A 20477-nucleotide genomic window follows, 5' to 3' on the forward strand; every position below is an offset into this window, starting at 1 on the left:
TGACATCGCATCACTCTGAGAAACTATGTATATATGAATATTTAATTATCGCATTATAACACGTGAATGACCTTAGTATAGTAGCGCTATTTTTGCTTCGCGAACTCCCTCATAATAGAATAACTATCCTTTTATTATTTTTTTCTTGACTTAGAGTTCACTCTAATTATTATAATCAACTCATAGTTCATTCACAATAAAATCAATTGGATAAAATTCAGGAGGGATCGGAAACGCTAAAATCAAAAGTGGCTGACATTAACGCAGACTTGAATGTTGTCATTCGAACCTTTGATTTATCTGTTAATACAATTGTACATTAAGGTACTAATTAAATAAAAACCTACGATTTCCTGTACGTTAAGAAGTCAGTGATTCTTGCCTTATTTTACTTTCTCTTAATAGTCGTAAAGCTTCTATAATTTATTTAGTACATATAAAAAAGACGGAATCATAAAATCAGCAAATTAGAAAATAAAACAGGATGGGAGTCAGTTATTATGGAGCAATCAAATAAAGCGTTTAGCCAGGCATTAGTAAAATCGTTAAGAGGAGAACGAGGACATCTTCCCATCAAGAATGCTTTGTCGGATATAGACGTGGCGCTTGCGGGAAAACGCAGAGAGGAACTGCCTTATTCTATTTATCAATTAGTAAAACACATGACCTATTGGCAAGATTTTCTCTTATTATCCGCTCAGGGGAAGAATCCTACATTGCCTGCCCATGTAAAAGAGAGCTGGCCTGAAGAAGAATGCCCTGGCAGTGAGGAAGAGTGGCAACAGATTATTCAGTATTTTCTTCAAGGGATTGAACAGGCATGCACGATCGCCCAAACTGTTCAATTGGACAAAACATTGGAGGAATGGCCTGGTGAAACCCCTGGCGGTGTTCTACGGAATATTGCATCTCATAACTCCTACCATTTAGGAGAAATTGTGCTGATTCGCAGATTATTTAGTGCTTGGCCACCGCCAACAGGCGGATATCCGGTCTAAACAAGGAAAGGGTTCCACTCCATGCCCATTAACTTAAGATTTTGAATTACACCCAAAACGAAATTTTTACCACTTTACAGTTATTTATGAGAATTAAATTCATTTTTTCCATTACTGGGGAACAAACATTTTTTAAACTTGATGGAGATAGGGTATAAAAATACAAATTTCATCTCCGAAAAAAATAAAAAAAACGATTGCTTGGATCCTAAGAGGCAATCGTTTTTTTTAGCTGTTTGTAATGACCAATTACAAACAGCTAAATATATTATTTTGTGTTATTTCTGTTTTCTTTCAGTAAAATTATTTTGACTTGGTACCATCTTTTTTGTTCCATATCATAGTATATGAACTTATATGAACGATTTTTCAAATATATCTACCGTAACTTAATATATATCAACTAATCGAAAAATCTTAACTCTATTAAAATGAAGCTACCTTTTCTTCCGCCACTTCCGCAATTTCTAAAATTCCTAAAATTTCTAAAATTTGTAGCAGGTTCTCCACTTCATAGGTCGGCTTAACGCCTGCCGTATTTTCTTTCAGACTCGGATTATACCAACACGTATCAATACCATAATCTTCTCCGCCTTTCATATCAGAAGTTAGCGAATCTCCAACCATTAGTACACTTGATTTATCCGTAATCCCAAACTTCTCAAAAGCATAATCAAAAATCCCACGCGCTGGTTTTTGATGGCCGACTTCTTCAGAAATAATAATATGATCAAAGAAGTTACATAAAGGCGAATTTCCAATTCTAGATTGTTGCACTTTTGTATATCCATTCGTAATGATACCTAACTTACAATCTTGAAGGTTCTCACATAATTGCACTGCACCATCTATAAGATGTACTTCTTTACCTAAGTTTTCAAGGTATACGTCACTAAAATGCTGCGCGTCTACTTCTATATTATGAAGAGCAAATAATTGTCTAAATCGATCTACCGCTAATTCACTTAGCGTAATCATTTTATTCTCTAAATCTCTCCATAATCCATTACTAATCTCTTTATAACTTGCAAGATAATCATTATACCCTGTAGGCATGCCAAATTGTACAAACGCGTTATGTAATGCGTTTCTTTCTGTTTTAGGGAAATCTAATAATGTATCGTCTACGTCGAATAGTATTACTTTGTATTTCATGATGTTCGCCTCAATTCCTATATTCTCATAGCTTAATTATAGCAACAATAATAAAAGGAGGCTAATCCAATCAGCCTCCCTCCTCATTATTTATCCCGCATTAACGGGCAGTCCGATTGGTGAAGGCTAATAATCAGTGGGGATGCCCCCACACTGATTAAAGTTTCACTTTATCTTCTAGCAATAACACTTTCATTTCCTCTAACGATTCTTTCGTAAAGCCAAGAGCTTTTTCAGCGTATGCTTCCACTGATCCATATTGCTTTTTAACTTCATCAATCGCAGCTTGTAAATACTCAGCACGTGCTTCAAACATTGCACCTAATATTGCTCTACTTTCGTCGTTCTGTAATTTCGCACCTAAAAAGGCCATCATTTTTTCATTTAACTTTTCACGGAAACCGTTACTTAGTAAGTAGTCTTCCATTACTGTTTTTTCCGGTACACCTAGTAAAAGTAATAATAATGCTGAGCCAAATCCTGTACGGTCTTTTCCAGCTGTACAGTGGTTTACTAACGGTAAGTTTTCCGGGTTTTGCGCCAGTTTTAAGAAGCTCACGAATGCTTCATTACCACTTACGAAATCTTGATTCATTTTCACAAGATACTCGCCTGGTTTCCCTAACATAGAAAGGTCACCAACTTGGAAAAATTCATTTATATTCAAGTCTTTCGCCAAGTCTTGCATAACTGGTAAGCACACTTGACGAGCACCTGTAACACTTGGGTTCGGCTTATGCTTCACTTCAAAATCTGTACGGTAGTCACAAATTAATTTTAAGCTAGACTTCTGTAAATACTCGATATCCCATTCTGTTAATCCTGCTAATTCTTCAGAACGATACAATTTACCCCATTTTACTTTACGGCCTTCAGTCGTTTCATATCCTCCCATATCACGGAAGTTAAACGCACCTTGTAATGGTAATCTACGCTCAGCTACTGTCACTGCTTGTCCATTACTTCCTACTAACCTAAAATATGGACGCTCATTTTCACTCGGGTTTTCAATTGTACATGCTGAATCCCCACTTACTGTTACAAGTAATTCTCCATTTTCTTCAATATGATTTGGTGAAGTACTCCAATAAATACGAACTTCTTCTATATTATTTTCCCACTTTATATGTAACGTATTATCTTCATTTCGTTCTACAGTTGCTTGTAGCCAATTTCTTTGTTGCTTCATACTTTCACCAACGCTTTCTTCGTATAGTCTAATCCTTCTCTATTGTATTATAGGAACGCTTACTTTGTCGTTTCGATTTTTCTTTTTATCTTACAAACATGCAAAAAGTTCTTTTACTTGTTCATAAGTTGTACACGGATTCCCGCTAAATGAGTTCGAGAGAGTAAGCCATCCATCCTTCTAAAACCTTCTCACATATCGCTCAGTAGAGCTCAGCTGCTGACATCCGTTCTTTTCAAAGACATCCTTCATCCACTCGTTTTGTACATTTGTCTCGCCAATATAATAAGATGCGCCTATTTCTTTTAAGACAAACATTGCCCCTGTAAAGAATGCTGCTTCATACCCTTTATTTCGCATATTTGGAGCGACTGCGAAATACATAAGTTTTCCTTCTTCTAACGTACCTCTTTCAATATGCGGGATTACAATTCCTATTGGCTCTTCATCGATACTTGCTGTTAAACAATGTTCTTTCCATTGCCCACCTATTTCTTGTAGCATCGTATTTACAAATTGCTCATAATCGATTTGTTCTCCCGTCACTTCATTCCACAGTGAATAAAAAGCGTCTTCGCCCATCTCTTCAATAAGCTTAAAATCAATATCATTTTTTATATCTTCCACTTCATATATATCCTTAAATACAATCATGTTTTCAGTAATATATTCAAATGAATACGTTTCGAAACATTTCTTATACACATCATAATTTGGGCTTTTTGAAGAAATCTCAAATTGAAATTCTTCTATTCCATCTTTTTCAGCTTCAGCAACGCAATATTGCATTATCTCTTCTAATTGCTCTTCTGTAAAAACCTCTGCATCATTTTCTTTTATCATTATAGAAGAAGCATTTTTTCTTATTTTAAAATGTTTTTCTAACTGTTCTATAGTCATCATATACTTCCCTCATCTATGTCATACTCGAATTTCTACTTGTTCTCCTTGCATGAGCAGGATTGTCCTTGAATATATAGAATACTAGAAAACATCGCATCTTTAAAGTGCGGAGGAGGTTCTCCATTGGATATTACAGCGCTGCAACAACAGTTAGAGCTTATACAACAAAATGACTATACGCAACTGCAACATATAGATATTAATGAGTTAACGCTCAATATGCTTCAGTATATCGGAACAACTGATAGTTACGTTCGTTACCAACTTATATATAAATGTTTTGCACATTTCATTCATCATGAATTCCTTATGGATGATCAGTTGAAATTACTTCTACAAACTTGTTTAAGTGATGAGTATTTATATTGTGACATTCACTCCCCACTTACAGATGGGGTTTTCACACGTTCTTATACTGTTTCGTTACTTGCATTAATACTCCAATTCGCTAACTCGCACTACTTTTTTACAGAGGAGGATATCGAAGAAATAAAAAACAAACTCATTACATACACAAACTTAGAAATGGATTTTCGAGGCTATATTGAAAATAAAGGATGGGCTCATTGTCTTGCCCACGTATCTGATGCCTTTTCTGAAATTGTTCACAATTCCTATACGACCTTTGAATGGTACGAGGAATTAATTCATTGTTTATTAAATAAAATTTTCATCCCATCGGATCTTTTTCATAATAATGAAGATGAACGAATTGTTACACCGTTACTATCTATGCTATATCATGACTTCCCGCAAGATGAGTTAATTTCAATTATTTATAAAAAAATAAAAAGGCTTCCTCAAATTAGAAAACGCCTTTCCCTTAATGAGTATTGTATTTTATGCGCAAACATTAAAATCTTTTTACGCACATTATTTTTTAGAACAAAAGATGATCATAACTTAGCATTTACAGCACGTAAAACAGAAAAAATGTTAAAAGAACTGCCTAATTATTATTAAATATAAGGAGAAGAATTATGGGCTATATTGAAGACATGAGAAATCTAGTAGGAAATCATCCACTCATTTTAATCGGATCACACGCCATTATATTAAATGAGAAAAATGAAATATTATTGCAGCTCCGTACAGATTTTAATCGCTGGGGCATTATTGGTGGCGCCTTAGAATATAACGAAACGTTAGAAGACGTTTTACAACGAGAAGTATATGAAGAAACTGGACTTATCATTAAAAATCCAGAACTATTCCGTACATACTCAGGACCTGATTTCTTTCAAATCTATCCAAACGGCGATCAAGTACATGGTGTACTCGTTGTTTATATTTGCCGAGAATTCCACGGTCAGCTTATATGTGATCAAACTGAGTCAAAAGAATTACGCTTCTTTCCGCTTGATGAGTTACCTATTACTCTTCATCCAGTTATTGAACGTATTATTAGGGAGTTTCAGCACTCCAATTAAAAAACATTACATATTGTATATAGAAATAAAACAACCTCATTTCCCGTCATGATAACGCGAAATGAGGTTGTTATCGTTCAGCATAAATCCCTATTCCCCCAAAAATAACCAAATGATATTAACGTTCACTTTCTACAGCTGTATATCCCCTTACAAATAAGAGTGTTATATAAGAAGTAATGAATGAAAAAATAGTATACATGCCCACCCAAAAGAAAAATGATGGATCATACAATGTAACATTTAACATAAGAAAAATAAGAAATATTACCATTGGCATCACATAAAATGCACCTAATTTATATGTCCCAGCTATTGAAAAAATAAAAATAAGCAATGGATATATACAGAAAATAAAAATGAATTCACTCACTGTTATGTCCCCCTTTCTGAAGAAATAATAGGTTTCTCGTAAACATTTTGGGGAACAACAAAGTTTTATTTTTTATCAGTTATTAATAAATATAATGTTAGATTGTTATCTCAATCTGATTTCCTTCAGGATCACTTACTACACTTTCATAGTAACCATCCCCTGTAGTACGCGGGCCGTTTAACACAGGGTATCCTGCTTCTCTTAATGTATTAGTTAATTCGTTCACTTTTTCTTTACTACCTACAGAAAAAGCAATATGCGCATATCCTATTGTTTGTACTTGTGTTTTACCGTCTATCCCTACTTGTCTCATAAGTTCTAGACGCGCTCCACCTTCAAAAGTTATAAAATAAGATTCAAACTGCTTTTTCGAATTGTGATATAAGCTATTTTCTTCACCACCAAAGTACTGTTTATAGAAATCACGCATTCCTCCTAAATCATTTACCCAAATTGCTACATGTTCAATGTTCATAATCGACACCTTTTCTTTTACAGTATTCAACCAACAATTTGATATTTAATTTTCTTTGCTTGTTCTTGTTATCATCAGATCAAGTCCAAGACTTTTTAATCCATATAAATAATCTTCTTTCCAATCGCTCACTGTTATTTTCGGAATATGTTCTGCCGGAATGTACTTCGGACAAGTTTTTACAATTTGATCTATTACGAATTGATTCAATTCATCATCACAGAAGATAAAGGCATGAGGGTTAATAATAGCTATACATGTAGCTATTAAACGAGTAATGGCATCTATATTATATTGCTCTGGATTATTTGAATCTCTTACTGCATCTTCACTTCTCAAAGATTGTAAGAAGTTTTTATTATCATACTGTGGAACGAAAGATATCTCCCCTGAGAAAAAGGTACTCCCTCGTACCACATCTCCATTTATCATAATTCCCGCCCCTGGGCCGTTTTGACCTGAATACAAATATACAAGAGATGATTTATCATTATTTCCAGTATTTTTATAATAGCCAAGGACTGCGGCATTCATATCATTTTCTATTACTACAGGTATAGAAAACAGATCCTCCAAATGACTTTTCAAATTAAAATTTTGGAACTTTTCATAACCAGGTATATAAAAAATACGACCATTATCAACCGAACCAGGCACACCAATTGATATAGAGCTTATTTTCGGGAATGTAGCTATAAGACTTTCAATATGTTTAGATAATAGATTTACGCCAGTATCAATTAATACACTTGAAGTACTTCCTTGTTCTTTTACTTCCCCTAAACAGTTGAAAATTGTATAGTTTGTCTCATTTTTTTCTAAAAATATCGCTAGACCTAACATATATTCCGGATTATACGCATATCGTTTCGCTCTTCTTCCGCCACTTGAATCATCTAAACCGACTAAAGTGACTTCACCGTCTTGTTTCATTTTTTCTATAAATTTACTCACAGTTGGAAAACTGATTTCTAATGTATTACTAAGTTCAACTTTCGTTGCACTACCTTGCTCTAGAAGAGCTGTACGAATGCCGCGAAGGATCGTCTCTTTAATCGATTTTTGAGTAACAAATTGTTCACTCAAATCGCTCACCACCTTAATCAACATACTTATTAAACACTTTTAATAAGTTGCGTTGACAATATATCATACATCATTTTCTAAAGCAATAGAGATGATACATTTCCGCTGGCATGCACTCCTTATTTAGCTCGATTTATTCTCTCTCGTAACAGACGATATAATTCCAGACAAGAGAACAAATAATAAAACAGCTAACAAGGCATTGCGTATCCCGAATGCTTCCCCCAGTATACCTAAGAATGGTGGTCCGACTAAAAATGCTGTATAACCGATTATAGAAACTGCAGCAACATTAGAAGTCGCATTTTCACGGTCATCTCCAGCAGCTGACAGACCAATTGGGAACCCTAGCGCTGCACCAATCCCCCACAGTACTACACCAAATGCTAGAAAATACGAATTACTCCCAAATATTACGATTGAAATTCCTAGAATCGCCATCATAATGGTGGCACGTACGACAGCGACACGACCGAATCGATCAAGGAAATAGCTGCTACACATACGAGTTAACGTCATTGCTAATACAAAAATTGTGTACATAATAGAACCTGCCACTATACTTTGCTCGTGTCCATCTACCATCACGATAGGTAGCCAATCATTTGCACTACCTTCTACAAATGCCATTCCGAGTACAAAAAGACCAATTAAAAGCACCTTTTTTTCCATACGTAAGGTCGTATGCTTCTCTCTCCTTTTGTTCCACGATTTCTCCTTCTTTCCTGTTCCATGCGGAAGAAAACGATACACCATACATACAAGTAATACAAACACGACCGAAATCGCAAGAAACTGATACAGAATCGGGATGTGAAGCGACGCTGCGACAGAACCACTGAGCGCGCCTACTAAAGTTCCTACACTAAAAAAGCCATGGAATTTCGGAAGAAGAGTTGTTCCTAATTTCTGCTCAATGGAAGAACCTTCTACATTCAATGCGACTTCCGCCAATCCGTAGCCTACTCCAAATACTAGTAAGCTACTAAAAGCCCCCATACTAGAAACAAAATAAATATTTATACCTAAACAAATCAATCCAACAATCATAAAAAACATACTGCCTATAATAACGTCTCTAGCTCCCTTACAGTCAATGAAGCGGCTTGCACTCAGTAAACCAATTATTGAACCGACAGATAGCCCGAATAAAATCCAGCCCATTTCTGCATTTGACACTGCTAACATATCTCGAGTAGCTGCTGTTCTTGAAATCCATGTAGCAAACGCGACACCTGGCAAAGCAAATAAGAGAAAAAGAGCATTTCGAGAGGCAAGTAATGTCTTTGTATGATTATACGCACTATTTTTCTTCATATGAAACACCTTTCACATTGTCTATACGATACGACACCAGTTTATTCATGCATCCGTGAAAAATGATTTCTATAAGTCTATCATTTTCATAACTTTGGCTGGATTACCACCAACTACTACATTATTAGGTACATCTTTTGTCACAACTGCCCCTGAAGCAATTACAGCGTTGTCTCCAATTGAAATACCAGGGTTAATAATAGCTCCCCCACCAACCCAAACATTGTTACCAATCTTTACAGGCTTTCCATATTCTTTTCCAGAATTCCGCTCTACCGGATGTAAAGGATGAGTGGCCGTATAAATATGGACACCAGGTGCAAACATACAATTATCACCGATTCGAACTTCACAAACGTCCAAAATAACACAATTGAAATTTGCGAAAAAGCTCTTTCCAATGTGGATATTGTAGCCGTAATCACAACGAAAATCAGGATTAATGTGGGTTTTTCCGTCAGCTGAAGAACCTAAAAGCTGCTCTAACAAGGTAAAGCGGCTTTCATCACCAGTCTCCATCGCCTCGTTATAAAGGCGTGTTAAACGTTTTGCCTCAATCCTATCAGCTACTAATTCTTCGTCATCCGCAATATACATTTCTCCCGCCAACATCTTTTCTTTCTCAGTTTTCATCTAATCATCTCCTTCGTTATCGAATGAACCAAACTTATTAAATTAGTTTAATAAGTGACTTTAATGTTACTTATTAAACATGTTTAATAAGTAACCCTATATTAACATATTTTTATTAATATGCAATTAATAAATTCAGTAAAAAATGCGAATCCCTCATTTTACATGCAGATAAAACGAATAAATAATTAAGATTCACATAGAAAAAAACAAGGGAGCGCTCAGCGTCCCCTCTCAAATCCAATCTGTTTTTTAATTTCCACCAAATTCACCTTCGCAATAGCCCGCGCCCTCTCAGCACCTTTTTCTAACGCTTCATATAGTAAATGTGGATCATTCATATAATTTCCGTATTTTCCCCTAGGTCCTGAGAGTTCACGATTTACAACGCGGAATAACTCTTTTTTCACATCGCCCCATCCGATTCCAGTCTCATACTTTTCGCGTAACGCCTGAATTTCGTCTTCCTTCGCAAATTCTTTATATATCATAAATAACGTTTCTAGTTCTTTCGGTTCATTCGGAAGTGAGGAATCTGTTTTTATTTTAAATATTAACTTTCTAAGTTTTTCTTGCTCTGCAAATAATGGGATAACATTTCCGTAACTTTTACTCATCTTTCTTCCATCAAGTCCCGGTAAAATTGCCCCTTCTTCTTGTATGACATACTCTGGAAGCGTAAATGTCATACCAAATGTATGATTAAAGTACGTCGCAATGTCACGAGCAATTTCAATATGCTGAATTTGATCTTTTCCGACAGGTACATGAGTAGCTTGAAATAATAATATATCAGCCGCCATTAAAATCGGGTACGTATATAATCCCATATTCACACCTGCATCAATTTCTAATCCCGCTTCTTTATTTTGCTCTACCTTCGCTTTATATGCATGGGCACGATTCATAAGTCCTTTCGGAGTTAGACAAGCTAATATCCAAGCTAATTCTAGAATCTCTGGCACTTCTGTTTGTCGATAGAAAATAACATCTTCTCCAAGTCCGAGTGATAACCATGTAGCTGCTACCTCTTTCGTGTAACTACTGAACTTTGCTGGATCATGCACAGCATTTAACGCATGATAGTCTGCTATGAAATATAACGCTTTTCCTTCTTTGTTTTTTGACATTTGTAATGCAGGTTTAATCGCACCAATATAATTGCCTAAATGCGGGTAACCTGTTGGTTTAATTCCTGTTAACATAATTTTCTCGCTCATCCTAACTCCTCCTTTCTCAAAATAAAAAGAGCCCCTCATCCTAAAAAAAGGACGAGAGACTCCCGCGGTACCACCTTAATTAGCTATATTATAGCTCACTTCAACTTCTTAACGTGAAGTAACCGTCTTCGCCTACTCATTTAAGCTAGAAGCTCCAGAGCCCATTCCATATTCATCACTTACTGATTCCCACCAAATATCAGCTCTCTGAAAAGTTTTGAATATGTACTCTTCTCTTTCATTGCTTTTTAGTTTTTTTTACAGTTTATCACATTTCCTTTCCAATTAAACCCTGATTTTCTGTTTTATATAGCAGGAATTTCCACCTTAATTGTCTAATAATATATAGGTTTGCAGAAATACTCGAAACAACTTTGGAGGTTTTTTCATGGTAAAATATATATCCATTTTAGGTTCAACAGGATCCATTGGCACATCTGCATTAGATGTCGTTTCCGCTCATCCTGAACATTTTAAAATCGTCGGTTTAACCGCAAATTATAATATCGATCTTCTCGAAAAACAAATCGAATCTTTTCAGCCTCGTATTGTAAGCGTAGCGACAAAAGAATTAGCGGACACATTACGTTCTCGTATTTCAACAAATACAAAAATTACATATGGAACTGATGGTTTACTTGAAGTATCTACCCATCCTGATACAAATCTTGTATTAAGTTCAGTTGTCGGTGTTTCAGGTTTACTCCCAACAATTGAAGCATTAAAGGCGAAGAAAGATATCGCTATCGCTAACAAAGAAACTTTAGTTGCAGCTGGACATATCGTCACCGAACTAGCGAAACAAAACGGATGCCGCCTAATTCCAGTTGATAGTGAACATTCAGCCATTTTCCAATGTTTAAATGGGGAAAATAATAAGGAAATCGAAAAATTAATTGTTACAGCTTCTGGCGGCGCTTTTCGTGATAAAACACGTGAAGAAATGAAAATATTACAAGCGAAGGATGCTTTAAAACACCCAAACTGGTTAATGGGCGCAAAACTAACGATAGATTCTGCCACGTTAATGAATAAAGGGTTTGAAGTGATGGAAGCTAAGTGGCTATTCGATATTCCTTATGAAAAAATTGATGTTATGATTCATAAAGAAAGTATCATTCACTCTTTAGTGGAATTTATTGATGGATCAGTCATGGCACAGCTCGGTGCTCCTGATATGAGAATGCCGATTCAATATGCGTTTCACTACCCTACTCGACTACCTTCATCCTATGAAAAATTAAATTTATTAGAAATTGGTAGTTTGCATTTTGAAAAACCAAATTTAGAGAAGTTCCCCTGTCTACAATATGCATTTGAATGCGGAAAAATTGGCGGTACAACTCCAGCCGTATTAAATGCAGCGAACGAAATTGCAAATGCACTATTTCTTAAAAATGAAATTGCATTTTTCGATATCGAAAAAACAATTTACAATACAGTTGAAGCTCATCATAACGTAAAAGATCCTTCACTCGATGATATATTAGAAGCTGATCAATGGGCACGCCAATACACAAATCAATTGTTAATGAAAAAGAGCTAAAACAGGTTTCTCTGTTTTAGCTCTTTTTTCACGTATTCAACTTCACAAATCTATAACCGTGCGTAACTAAAACTTTTAATATCGCATACCCTGGAATTGCTAAAATAATCCCCATAATTCCAAATAAATTTCCCGCAGTTAAAATGATAAATATAATAGTAATCGGGTGAATATCTAACTTTTTCCCCATGACTTGCGGAGAAATAAATTTACCTTCTGCTAATTGTACAATCATCATAACGATAATTACTTTTAACACCATTGATGGCGAGTCGATAAATGCGATAATTAAAGCTGGTGTAATTGCAATGATTGGTCCTACGTACGGAACGATATTTACAATCATCGCTAAAATAGCAAGTAGTACCGCATATTTAATACCAATAATAAGATAACCGATTAATAGCATAATACCGATAAATAAACTAACAATAATTTGTCCTCTAATATACGAACTAATCGCATAATGCATATCATCTAGTATTCTCTTCGCAGCTGGTTGTCTTTGCTCAGATATAAACTTTAAAAAATGATTCGGTAATTGCTCACCATCTTTTAAAAGATAGAACAAAATAAATGGAACCATTACAAATGTTAAAACAACTTCAGTAATTGTACTTAAAAATCCAGTTACATTTCCTGTTACTGATGATAATGATTTTGTAAAGTTCATTGTAGAATCTTTTACAATATTAGCAAAATCAACATTTAAACTTTCCTGCATTCTACCAATTACATTACTTTCTCCAAATTTACGTGCTGCCCTTTCGATTTCATGCCCGAAATATGGCAAGTTATCTATTAAAGCATTTACTTGATCTTTAATAATTGGAATAACCGTGACCGCAAGAAAAACAAATAATCCAAGAACAATTATATATATCGAGGCAATTGACACAATTCTCGACACACCTTTTCTTTCTAAAAGAGAAACGAATGGATGCAATATATAAAATAGTACTCCCGCTAATAATACTGGGAAAAAGATTGTTTTTAAAAATACGACGAACGGTGTAAAGACGAATGATATTTTTGTAAGTAATAATATATTTACAAACAGCAACGCGAATCCAAGTAGTACAGCTAAATAATTTTGTTCTTTAAAAAACTTTTTCAACTTATCTCTTTTTCTTATATTTACTTTCTCCAAATGTACCACCTCTCTAATTAGGAAAAGCCCTAAAAGGGCTTTATAAAACAATCAGTAATAGCCTTTATTTTCTTGCAACTTTTACTACAAATGATACAATAAGAATTAACACAATTGCACCTAATAATGCTGGCACGACATGAATCCCACCAAATGATGGCCCAAAAGATCCAAATAATCTACTACCTAACCAAGCTCCTAGTAAACCAGCAATTATATTTCCAAACATACCAGCTGGAAAATTTTTACCCGTTATAGAACTAGCAATTATTCCTATAATAGCACCAACTATTAATGTAATAATCCATCCCATTTTTAGTCCCTCATTTCTATTATAGTTTGTATTATCAAATATAAGAGTAGCTAAACTCTTATATAAGATTACGTATTTATCTACGCTAACCATATCCTACTATAGAAATATACCTACGAACATTTTATGTATGGAGATACATATATTATATGCAAAAAAGAAAAAAATTGTCAAACTTACCCACAAATCAATTATATTAATATATCATATTTAAAGGAGGCGTTATTATCTATGATTCATAAATTACTTCCCACTTCTTATGAAGTAGCAACATCCATTTTAAATGTTCAACTTCCAGCTTATAAAATTGAAGCAGACTTTTTAAACAGTACTGCAATACCTCGTTTATATGATACTGTAAACGATATTCAAAATTGTGATGAAACATTCTATGGATATTTCTCTGAAAATAAACTCGTCGGCTTTATTTCTTTTATACAAGAAGAAGAACTAATCGATATCCACAGATTAGTTGTATTGCCCAATTTTTTTCAAAAAGGAATCGCAACGAAACTGCTACTTTATATATTTAACATGTTCTCGTCTTCAATGACATACATTGTACAAACAGGTAAAGCCAATACTCCAGCTCTCGCATTATATAAAAAACACAGCTTCATTGAAGTAACAGATACAACACTACCTGATGGCATGATCCTTACGCAACTAAAAAGACAGAAAACAAAAAATAGTTTGACTTAATTATTTATTTATGTTATTTTTTACTTTATACAACCTTTTGCTGAATCCAAATTTTGGAGCGGGGGAACCATTTTTGTAGCTATGCTACTTGGGGCGAATCTTTTTTAAGTAGGGAAACTCTCACTTCCCGAGTCCGACAGCTAACCTCGTAAGCGTAATGGGAGAGGAAGGTGCTTTTTGCCTATGTTACACACTTTGCCTCCTTAGTTATAAATATGGAATCGATATCAATCAGAAAACTATATTTATAGAAAAGGAGACTGGTACAATGTTACGTTTATCAGATCACGCAATAAAAATGATGGAGCAAAGACTTCGACTCGAACAACACCGCACATATCAAGCAAATAAAGTTGTAGATAACTTACATCACAAATACTTCTTTCAGCATATTTTTCAACCGAAAAGATAAAGAAAATGTTTATTTAATATTAAAAAACACAAGGTGTGTCTATAAAGACATTCCTTGTGTTTTTTATATTCCCTATACTTTTTATAATATCCTCACTACATTTAAACTTGCTGTAATCGTGCCTGCTATAGTGGTCACATGCCCAACACCTAATGGGCCATTTTGTAATATTAACGTTGAATTTGCGCTCGCGACATTCACAAGAAGTGTATTTGAAATAGCTGGTTCGATTACTACAGTTGATGTCGTTACATTTTGTATAAAACTCCCTGTTACTTGAGTTCCATTTAATAGCAATCTGACAGATACTGTCTCATTCCCACCACTTGCATCCCCTTGGAAATAGTAGCTTACTAAATATATTCCTGATGTGGATACTGTGACAGTTGTAGCACTAGTTAAAGATACACCAGTTCCATATACAGTAGATCCTGAATTAATTGGAATGTTGGCATTTGCTACAATTGTACTTGTTGATGTAGAAAAGAAATACCCACCACCTGTTGATATAGCGGATGATCCAGTTGCTCCGGTTGAGCCCGTTAGGCCAGTCGCACCTGTTGGACCCGTTACTCCGGTTGAACCGGTTGCACCGGTTACTCCTCTTATTCCTTGTATCCCTGTCGGTCCAGTCGCACCTGTTGAACCAGTCGATCCAGTTGCTCCAGTCGATCCGGTCACTCCTTGTGGACCTTGCACTCCTTGAATTCCTTGAGAACCTGTTACTCCAGTTGCCCCGGTTGTTCCGGTTGCTCCCGTGGCACCTTGTGGACCTTGAATTCCTTGTGGACCTTGTGGACCTGTTACTCCCGTCGATCCAGTTGCTCCTGCCTGCCCCGTTATCCCTTGTGGACCTTGGATTCCTTGAATACCTTGAGGACCTTGTGGACCAGTTGCTCCTCTAGGTCCAGTGATTCCCGGAGGCCCGACCGGACCTTCATGCCCTCCAGTTGGGCCTGTTGGACCACTGTTACCAGTAGGGCCTGTTGCTCCTTCAAGTGGAAGAGGCAGTGCCACTCCAAATTTTTTGCACTTTCTATGATGACGCACAACAATCCCCCTTCCCCAAAATAATTACACTTTTTATATGAAATGCATTTTTATATGAAAAGTACATCTTTGACCTCATTTTTTAAAAATAAAGAAGCCTATCATTTCATTTATTTGAAATGATAGGCTTCTTTTTATAAAGCATTTTACTTCCTCGCCTTAATAATAAAAGTAGTTGGTACCATTCTAGCTTTATATAAAGAATAATATTTCGTAGAAGGTGTAGCTACTTCTTCATCAAATACACGAGACGGTTCAGGCTCTTCTATTCTCTCAATTGTAAATCCCACTCTATTTAACTCATTTATGTATGTACTTATTTTTCTCTTATATAATGTCGCTTGTACATTTTCTCCTTTAAATGTTTCAAACGTAATAGGAGTTTCCTCATGATAAGAAGACTTAAAAGCAATTTCTTCTGTACCATATTGTAAATTTGAATATACCGGATGCTCCCAACTAAAAACAAAGCTTCCTCCTGGCTTTACATATGAATGAATCAGTTCCAACGTTTTTCCTAAATCTGAAGTCCAACCTAATGCATAAATGGAATATACAATATCAAAATACCCTTTCGGAATATCCACTTCCTCTTCCATTGCTTCCTCATATTCATTTTGTTCAAACATTTCAATTGCCTTCTTGTTAATGTTCAAGTAACTACCTCCGAAGTGAATGAATTCATCTATTCCCTATCATTATTTTAATATGTAAAAATTGTAATTTCTATAAAAATAAGATTGCTTCGTATTAAGCTCTTTCTCCTGTCTACATTTCATCATATATTTGGATATCCAATTCGTAATGATTTTATCAACACCGCTTTGTAAAGAAAATAAATACCTACTGTAAAAATACTGATTCTCAACAATAAGTAAACTTTTCACTCTCCCTTAAATTGGATATATAACCTATATTAATTTACATATTATGGTACAATAAAAAGTGCTAGCTAAACATTTACGTTCCACACTAGCAGTCTAGCAATACCAAAATCAAAAATCACTTGAAATTGGGGGATGTTATGAAAAAGAAATTAATTGTTCTTCTATTCATCGGAATCATTTTATCCGGATGTTCAACTATAGTAGAAAATTCTTTAGAAACCGGAAGCGGCAGTATTGAATTATTAACACCAACGATTACAACAAAAGATAATGAATTAGAAATTAAGACTGAAGGTATTGATGAAAATAAAGTAACTTTTATTTATGTTGCCAATAAAAAAGTATTGGAAAAAAAAATAAATAATGGTGAATCCTACAAACTTAACATTAAAGATATCGAGCACGCTCATAGGACAGACTACAAGCCAAGAGTTCAACTTTTGCAAACGAAAGATGATAACGAAGATGGAGACATGGCAACCTTTAAACAAGTTAGATATACAGTTGAAAAAAAGTAGTTTTATAGTTATTTCATTTAAATATAACAACCGAAAATATACTTTTAACAGAGGGTAAATATAAGAGGTGCTAATATGAAAAGACGATGGATTTTTTGGTGGATTGGTAACATATTTTGGATTACCATTTTTGGGATATTGGCAGCTATCATTTGGCTAAGAGAGGTTGATGGTGCTGGTGTTACTCAAACACCAGAGCTTAAATTAGTGGCATTTATCGTTTTATTAATTGCATTTATATTACCGATAATTATTCAATCTATATGGCTAATTGTTAATTTGAGAAAGAGCAATAAAAAATAATCATACATAATTTTTTTAGAATTATACGAGAAATCATAAAAAAAGAGAGGAATTTTTCAAAAAATAGATTCCTCTCTTTTACATTTTCGTATTCATATAGGATTATGGTTATAAACTTATTTTTAAGCCATACTACTCCTTTTTTTTACGATGCATGTTCATCTTTCTTCTTCTTCAACAACGCTCTCTTCTTCATCGCCTTCGTTAAGTATCCACCTTTAAACGAACGGATTTCATAAGAAGACATAAATGCTTTTGGTGCAATTTCATTAATAATTTCTAACAGTTCTTTTTCTCTAGAACGCTTTGCAACGATATCTAAGCGATAACGTATAGAATTTATTCCTTCACCTTCAAATACTGTAACGCCAAATCCAAAATGGCGTAATTCATTTACTAATTCATTACAACGGTCTAGCAAACTAACTTGATACGTAATATATCCAATTGCTAATTTATTTTCTATATAACCGCCTAATAATAGTCCCGCACTAAAGCCGATGACATAGGCAACAATGTTCATCCAATTTGATAAATCTTGAAACACAATACCTAAACTGACAATGTAAATAGCCCCTTCTAACAATCCTACACCTGCAGCGGATCTTGTTTGATTCTTTACAAGCAAAATCGTACGGATTGTTAAAGTTGGAACGTAAATAATTTGAAGCACAAAAATAAGTAAAGCTTGTAACATTGGTATCCACCTCTTTCGCAAATTCTTTTGTCATGATAACATACATAAGCTTTAGAAATCGATGGGTTTTTTAATTTTTTTTAATTTTTTTTCATACTATTGAAATGCCCCAAAAATAAGCGTATTATGTTTGGCATAAATTCGATAAGTACCAGTAAATCATTCGTATTATATCATTTATTTTTAAACGCAAAAAAGGAACCTGATTAGGTCCCTTTCATCAGAGTTCTATGTTTTTCGAAGCATTTTCCTTTTGCTTCTCTTCTTCTTTTACTAGCTGCATATTTGCATAGGCTAAATTCGCAATCATTAAAAAGTGTCCACCCAATATTCCAGTACCGAATGCCCACATTTCCATTTCATGCTCAATTTCAAACATAATGATAGCCCCTAATATTGCGGCTGCAAATCGGTTTAGAACTCCTAATCCAGGAGCCTTTTCTTTCATCACGATACTTCTTCCTAATTTCTCCACTCTGCGAGCTAATAGCCAAAGACAATATGCGCTAACTGCTAAACCGATACCGAACCCTGTCACTTGTTTCCCAAACGGAGTAACCGCCCACATTAGTAGTAAACCACTAAAGATCGTATACAATTGTAATCGATATACACGTAAGGCTACTTGAATCAAAATATCCGCTCCTAATTTCACATTTTATTATGTGTCAGAAGAAAAGCAGCAACTTACACAGTTGCTGCTTTCTCTTGTTCTTGTTCCATTTTTTGAATTTCAACACGTTTAATTTGATAAGCATCTTTTTCTAACACTTTAAATTCATAGCCTTCTGCTTCAACGTATTGTCCTTCTTCGATTTCATGATTTTGCATCATAATCCATCCACCGATTGTATCCACATCGTCTTCTTCAATGTGTAATCCAAACAAATCTTTTACTTCTGAGATAAGCACTTTTCCATCAACAATTTTATGATACTCGTTCACATGTTGAATTGGTGGTGCTTCATCTTCATCATATTCATCACGAATTTCGCCGACGATTTCCTCCAATATATCTTCAAGCGTTACAATTCCAGCTGTTCCTCCGTACTCATCATATAAAACAGCCATTGGAATTCGCTTCTTCTGCATTTGCAGTAATAAATCATGAATTGGAGTCGTTTCCATAACTTCAATAATCGGACGCATATACGTGCGAATCGATGATAAATCTTCTTGATCGTTGTTCATATATCGAATAAAGAAATCTTTTACGTTGACCATACCGATAATATCATCTTTATCTTCTCCAAAAATCGGATAACGTGTGTATCGTTCATTTTGGATTACTTTCATGTGTTCTTCTACTGAATCTTCAAGATAGAAACCAACGATTTCTGTACGCGGTACCATGATTTCTTTCGCAATGCGATTATCAAATTCAAAGATATTATTTACATACTTGTATTCAGCTTGATTAATTTCGCCACTTTCATAGCTATCCGAAAGAATAAGACGTAATTCTTCTTCTGTATGAGCTACTTCATGTTCAGAAGCTGGTTTCAAACCGAATAAACCAGTTATAACACGAGCTGAACCGTTCAATACCCAAATAAATGGATACATGATTTTATAGAACATCATTAACGGAGTTGCCAATAACAACGTTACTTTTTCAGCCTTTTGAATTGCCAGCGTTTTCGGAGCTAATTCCCCTACTACAACGTGTAAATATGTCATTAGCATAAAAGCAAGACCAAAAGTTAATACTGATGAAATAGAAGGATTTATGTTCCATTTCTCAAATAACGGGTGTAATAACTTTTCGATTGTCGGTTCACCTAACCAACCTAATCCCATAGCTGTAACTGTAATACCTAATTGACAAGCAGATAAATATTCATCTAAATTTGTTGTTACCTTTTTCGCTGCTAACGCACCGCGTTTCCCTTCCGCAACAAGCTGATCAATGCGACTTGAACGTATCTTAACAATCGCAAACTCTGCTGCTACGAAAAATCCAGTAAATGCGATTAAAATCGCAACCATGACTAAATTAAATATTTCCAATGAATCCCCTTAGTTAAAAAACTAAGGTGTCCACCTCCTGTATACTATAATGTTTTCTTATTTGTTCGTTAGAAAACATAGCCCGATACAAAAATTAAAGAGGTCGG

23 protein-coding genes, 1 pseudogene, 1 riboswitch and 1 other annotated feature are annotated in these 20477 nt (G+C 34.9%); of the genes and pseudogenes, 8 read left to right on the top strand and 16 right to left on the bottom strand.

Annotation, left to right across the window (positions count from 1 at the left end):
- Positions 1-500 precede the first annotated feature (500 nt).
- Positions 501-998: a DinB family protein gene (locus MKY90_RS16730; RefSeq protein ID WP_098167809.1), complete on the top strand. Its 498-nt coding sequence runs from the start codon at positions 501-503 to the stop codon at positions 996-998.
- Between the two features lie 426 nt (positions 999-1424).
- On the opposite strand, the gene MKY90_RS16735 is transcribed toward MKY90_RS16730, so the two are convergent.
- The 3 genes from MKY90_RS16735 to MKY90_RS16745 form a co-directional block, all read right to left on the bottom strand.
- Complete coding sequence (locus MKY90_RS16735) at positions 1425-2153, bottom strand: YjjG family noncanonical pyrimidine nucleotidase (protein WP_098167808.1); 729 nt, start codon at positions 2151-2153, stop codon at positions 1425-1427.
- Positions 2154-2310: 157 nt separating this feature from the next.
- Positions 2311-3342 carry a tyrosine-protein phosphatase gene (locus MKY90_RS16740; RefSeq protein WP_002128296.1) on the bottom strand — a complete coding sequence of 344 codons (1032 nt, stop codon included), beginning with the start codon at positions 3340-3342 and terminating at the stop codon, positions 2311-2313.
- 180 nt (positions 3343-3522) lie between these two features.
- A complete protein-coding gene (locus MKY90_RS16745) occupies positions 3523-4245 on the bottom strand; it encodes a GNAT family N-acetyltransferase (RefSeq protein WP_078185436.1) in 723 nt (240 codons plus the stop codon).
- 123 nt (positions 4246-4368) lie between these two features.
- Here MKY90_RS16745 and MKY90_RS16750 point away from each other — a divergent pair, with 123 nt between their 5' ends.
- Positions 4369-5208: a DUF2785 domain-containing protein gene (locus MKY90_RS16750; protein ID WP_002013997.1), complete on the top strand. Its 840-nt coding sequence runs from the start codon at positions 4369-4371 to the stop codon at positions 5206-5208.
- Between the two features lie 17 nt (positions 5209-5225).
- The gene (locus tag MKY90_RS16755) at positions 5226-5675 is read left to right on the top strand and encodes an NUDIX hydrolase (protein ID WP_098167807.1); all 450 of its coding nucleotides are present in this window, start codon (positions 5226-5228) and stop codon (positions 5673-5675) included.
- 118 nt (positions 5676-5793) lie between these two features.
- Here MKY90_RS16755 and MKY90_RS16760 read toward each other — a convergent pair whose 3' ends face one another.
- The 6 genes from MKY90_RS16760 to MKY90_RS16785 all read right to left on the bottom strand — a co-directional run bounded on the left by MKY90_RS16760 (position 5794) and on the right by MKY90_RS16785 (position 10821).
- On the bottom strand, positions 5794-6048 hold the full coding sequence (locus tag MKY90_RS16760) for a YbeF family protein (protein ID WP_002167951.1): 255 nt from the start codon (positions 6046-6048) through the stop codon (positions 5794-5796).
- A 97-nt stretch (positions 6049-6145) separates the two neighbouring features.
- Positions 6146-6526 carry a VOC family protein gene (locus MKY90_RS16765; protein WP_098167806.1) on the bottom strand — a complete coding sequence of 127 codons (381 nt, stop codon included), beginning with the start codon at positions 6524-6526 and terminating at the stop codon, positions 6146-6148.
- 45 nt (positions 6527-6571) lie between these two features.
- Positions 6572-7612, bottom strand: coding sequence for an ROK family transcriptional regulator (locus MKY90_RS16770; RefSeq protein WP_078422309.1), 1041 nt, complete (start codon positions 7610-7612; stop codon positions 6572-6574).
- A 123-nt stretch (positions 7613-7735) separates the two neighbouring features.
- Positions 7736-8929, bottom strand: coding sequence for an MFS transporter (locus MKY90_RS16775; protein WP_341092001.1), 1194 nt, complete (start codon positions 8927-8929; stop codon positions 7736-7738).
- A gap of 69 nt (positions 8930-8998) precedes the next feature.
- Positions 8999-9562: a maltose acetyltransferase domain-containing protein gene (locus MKY90_RS16780; RefSeq protein WP_002033363.1), complete on the bottom strand. Its 564-nt coding sequence runs from the start codon at positions 9560-9562 to the stop codon at positions 8999-9001.
- Positions 9563-9783: 221 nt separating this feature from the next.
- Positions 9784-10821: a tryptophan--tRNA ligase gene (locus MKY90_RS16785; RefSeq protein WP_078203911.1), complete on the bottom strand. Its 1038-nt coding sequence runs from the start codon at positions 10819-10821 to the stop codon at positions 9784-9786.
- A 5-nt stretch (positions 10822-10826) separates the two neighbouring features.
- Positions 10827-11033 (bottom strand) — a binding site (T-box leader).
- A 137-nt stretch (positions 11034-11170) separates the two neighbouring features.
- Here MKY90_RS16785 and MKY90_RS16790 point away from each other — a divergent pair.
- The gene (locus tag MKY90_RS16790; protein ID WP_002014005.1) at positions 11171-12328 is read left to right on the top strand and encodes a 1-deoxy-D-xylulose-5-phosphate reductoisomerase; all 1158 of its coding nucleotides are present in this window, start codon (positions 11171-11173) and stop codon (positions 12326-12328) included.
- Positions 12329-12356: 28 nt separating this feature from the next.
- On the opposite strand, the gene MKY90_RS16795 is transcribed toward MKY90_RS16790, so the two are convergent.
- Both MKY90_RS16795 and MKY90_RS16800 read right to left on the bottom strand, forming a co-directional pair.
- Complete coding sequence (locus MKY90_RS16795) at positions 12357-13478, bottom strand: AI-2E family transporter (protein WP_002128308.1); 1122 nt, start codon at positions 13476-13478, stop codon at positions 12357-12359.
- 64 nt (positions 13479-13542) lie between these two features.
- Complete coding sequence (locus MKY90_RS16800) at positions 13543-13791, bottom strand: GlsB/YeaQ/YmgE family stress response membrane protein (protein ID WP_002014007.1); 249 nt, start codon at positions 13789-13791, stop codon at positions 13543-13545.
- Positions 13792-14022: 231 nt separating this feature from the next.
- Between MKY90_RS16800 and MKY90_RS16805 the strand changes: the two genes are divergently transcribed.
- Entirely contained in the window at positions 14023-14493 is a 471-nt protein-coding gene (locus MKY90_RS16805) for a GNAT family N-acetyltransferase (RefSeq protein WP_078422310.1), read from the top strand.
- A gap of 28 nt (positions 14494-14521) precedes the next feature.
- Positions 14522-14664: riboswitch (cyclic di-AMP (ydaO/yuaA leader) on the top strand.
- Between the two features lie 97 nt (positions 14665-14761).
- A complete protein-coding gene (locus MKY90_RS16810; RefSeq protein WP_000945246.1) occupies positions 14762-14905 on the top strand; it encodes a hypothetical protein in 144 nt (47 codons plus the stop codon).
- An 81-nt stretch (positions 14906-14986) separates the two neighbouring features.
- On the opposite strand, the gene MKY90_RS16815 is transcribed toward MKY90_RS16810, so the two are convergent.
- Positions 14987-15955: a collagen-like protein gene (locus MKY90_RS16815; RefSeq protein ID WP_341092004.1), complete on the bottom strand. Its 969-nt coding sequence runs from the start codon at positions 15953-15955 to the stop codon at positions 14987-14989.
- Between the two features lie 146 nt (positions 15956-16101).
- Positions 16102-16560: pseudogene (locus MKY90_RS16820) on the bottom strand (methyltransferase domain-containing protein); the annotation flags it as partial.
- Positions 16561-16979: 419 nt separating this feature from the next.
- On the opposite strand from MKY90_RS16820, the gene MKY90_RS16825 reads away from it, so the two are divergent.
- Entirely contained in the window at positions 16980-17360 is a 381-nt protein-coding gene (locus tag MKY90_RS16825) for a hypothetical protein (RefSeq protein ID WP_002128312.1), read from the top strand.
- Positions 17361-17435: 75 nt separating this feature from the next.
- On the top strand, positions 17436-17663 hold the full coding sequence (locus MKY90_RS16830; protein WP_002167942.1) for a DUF3923 family protein: 228 nt from the start codon (positions 17436-17438) through the stop codon (positions 17661-17663).
- A 145-nt stretch (positions 17664-17808) separates the two neighbouring features.
- Here MKY90_RS16830 and MKY90_RS16835 read toward each other — a convergent pair whose 3' ends face one another.
- The 3 genes from MKY90_RS16835 to MKY90_RS16845 form a co-directional block, all read right to left on the bottom strand.
- On the bottom strand, positions 17809-18360 hold the full coding sequence (locus MKY90_RS16835; protein WP_002014015.1) for a DUF2179 domain-containing protein: 552 nt from the start codon (positions 18358-18360) through the stop codon (positions 17809-17811).
- Positions 18361-18580: 220 nt separating this feature from the next.
- Entirely contained in the window at positions 18581-18994 is a 414-nt protein-coding gene (locus MKY90_RS16840; protein ID WP_002084378.1) for an ATP synthase subunit I, read from the bottom strand.
- 53 nt (positions 18995-19047) lie between these two features.
- A complete protein-coding gene (locus tag MKY90_RS16845) occupies positions 19048-20370 on the bottom strand; it encodes a hemolysin family protein (RefSeq protein ID WP_002128314.1) in 1323 nt (440 codons plus the stop codon).
- Between the last annotated feature and the right edge of the window lie 107 nt (positions 20371-20477).

The organism is Bacillus sp. FSL P2-0099 (genome assembly GCF_038007445.1).
Classification (GTDB): Bacteria; Bacillota; Bacilli; order Bacillales; family Bacillaceae_G; genus Bacillus_A; species Bacillus_A mycoides.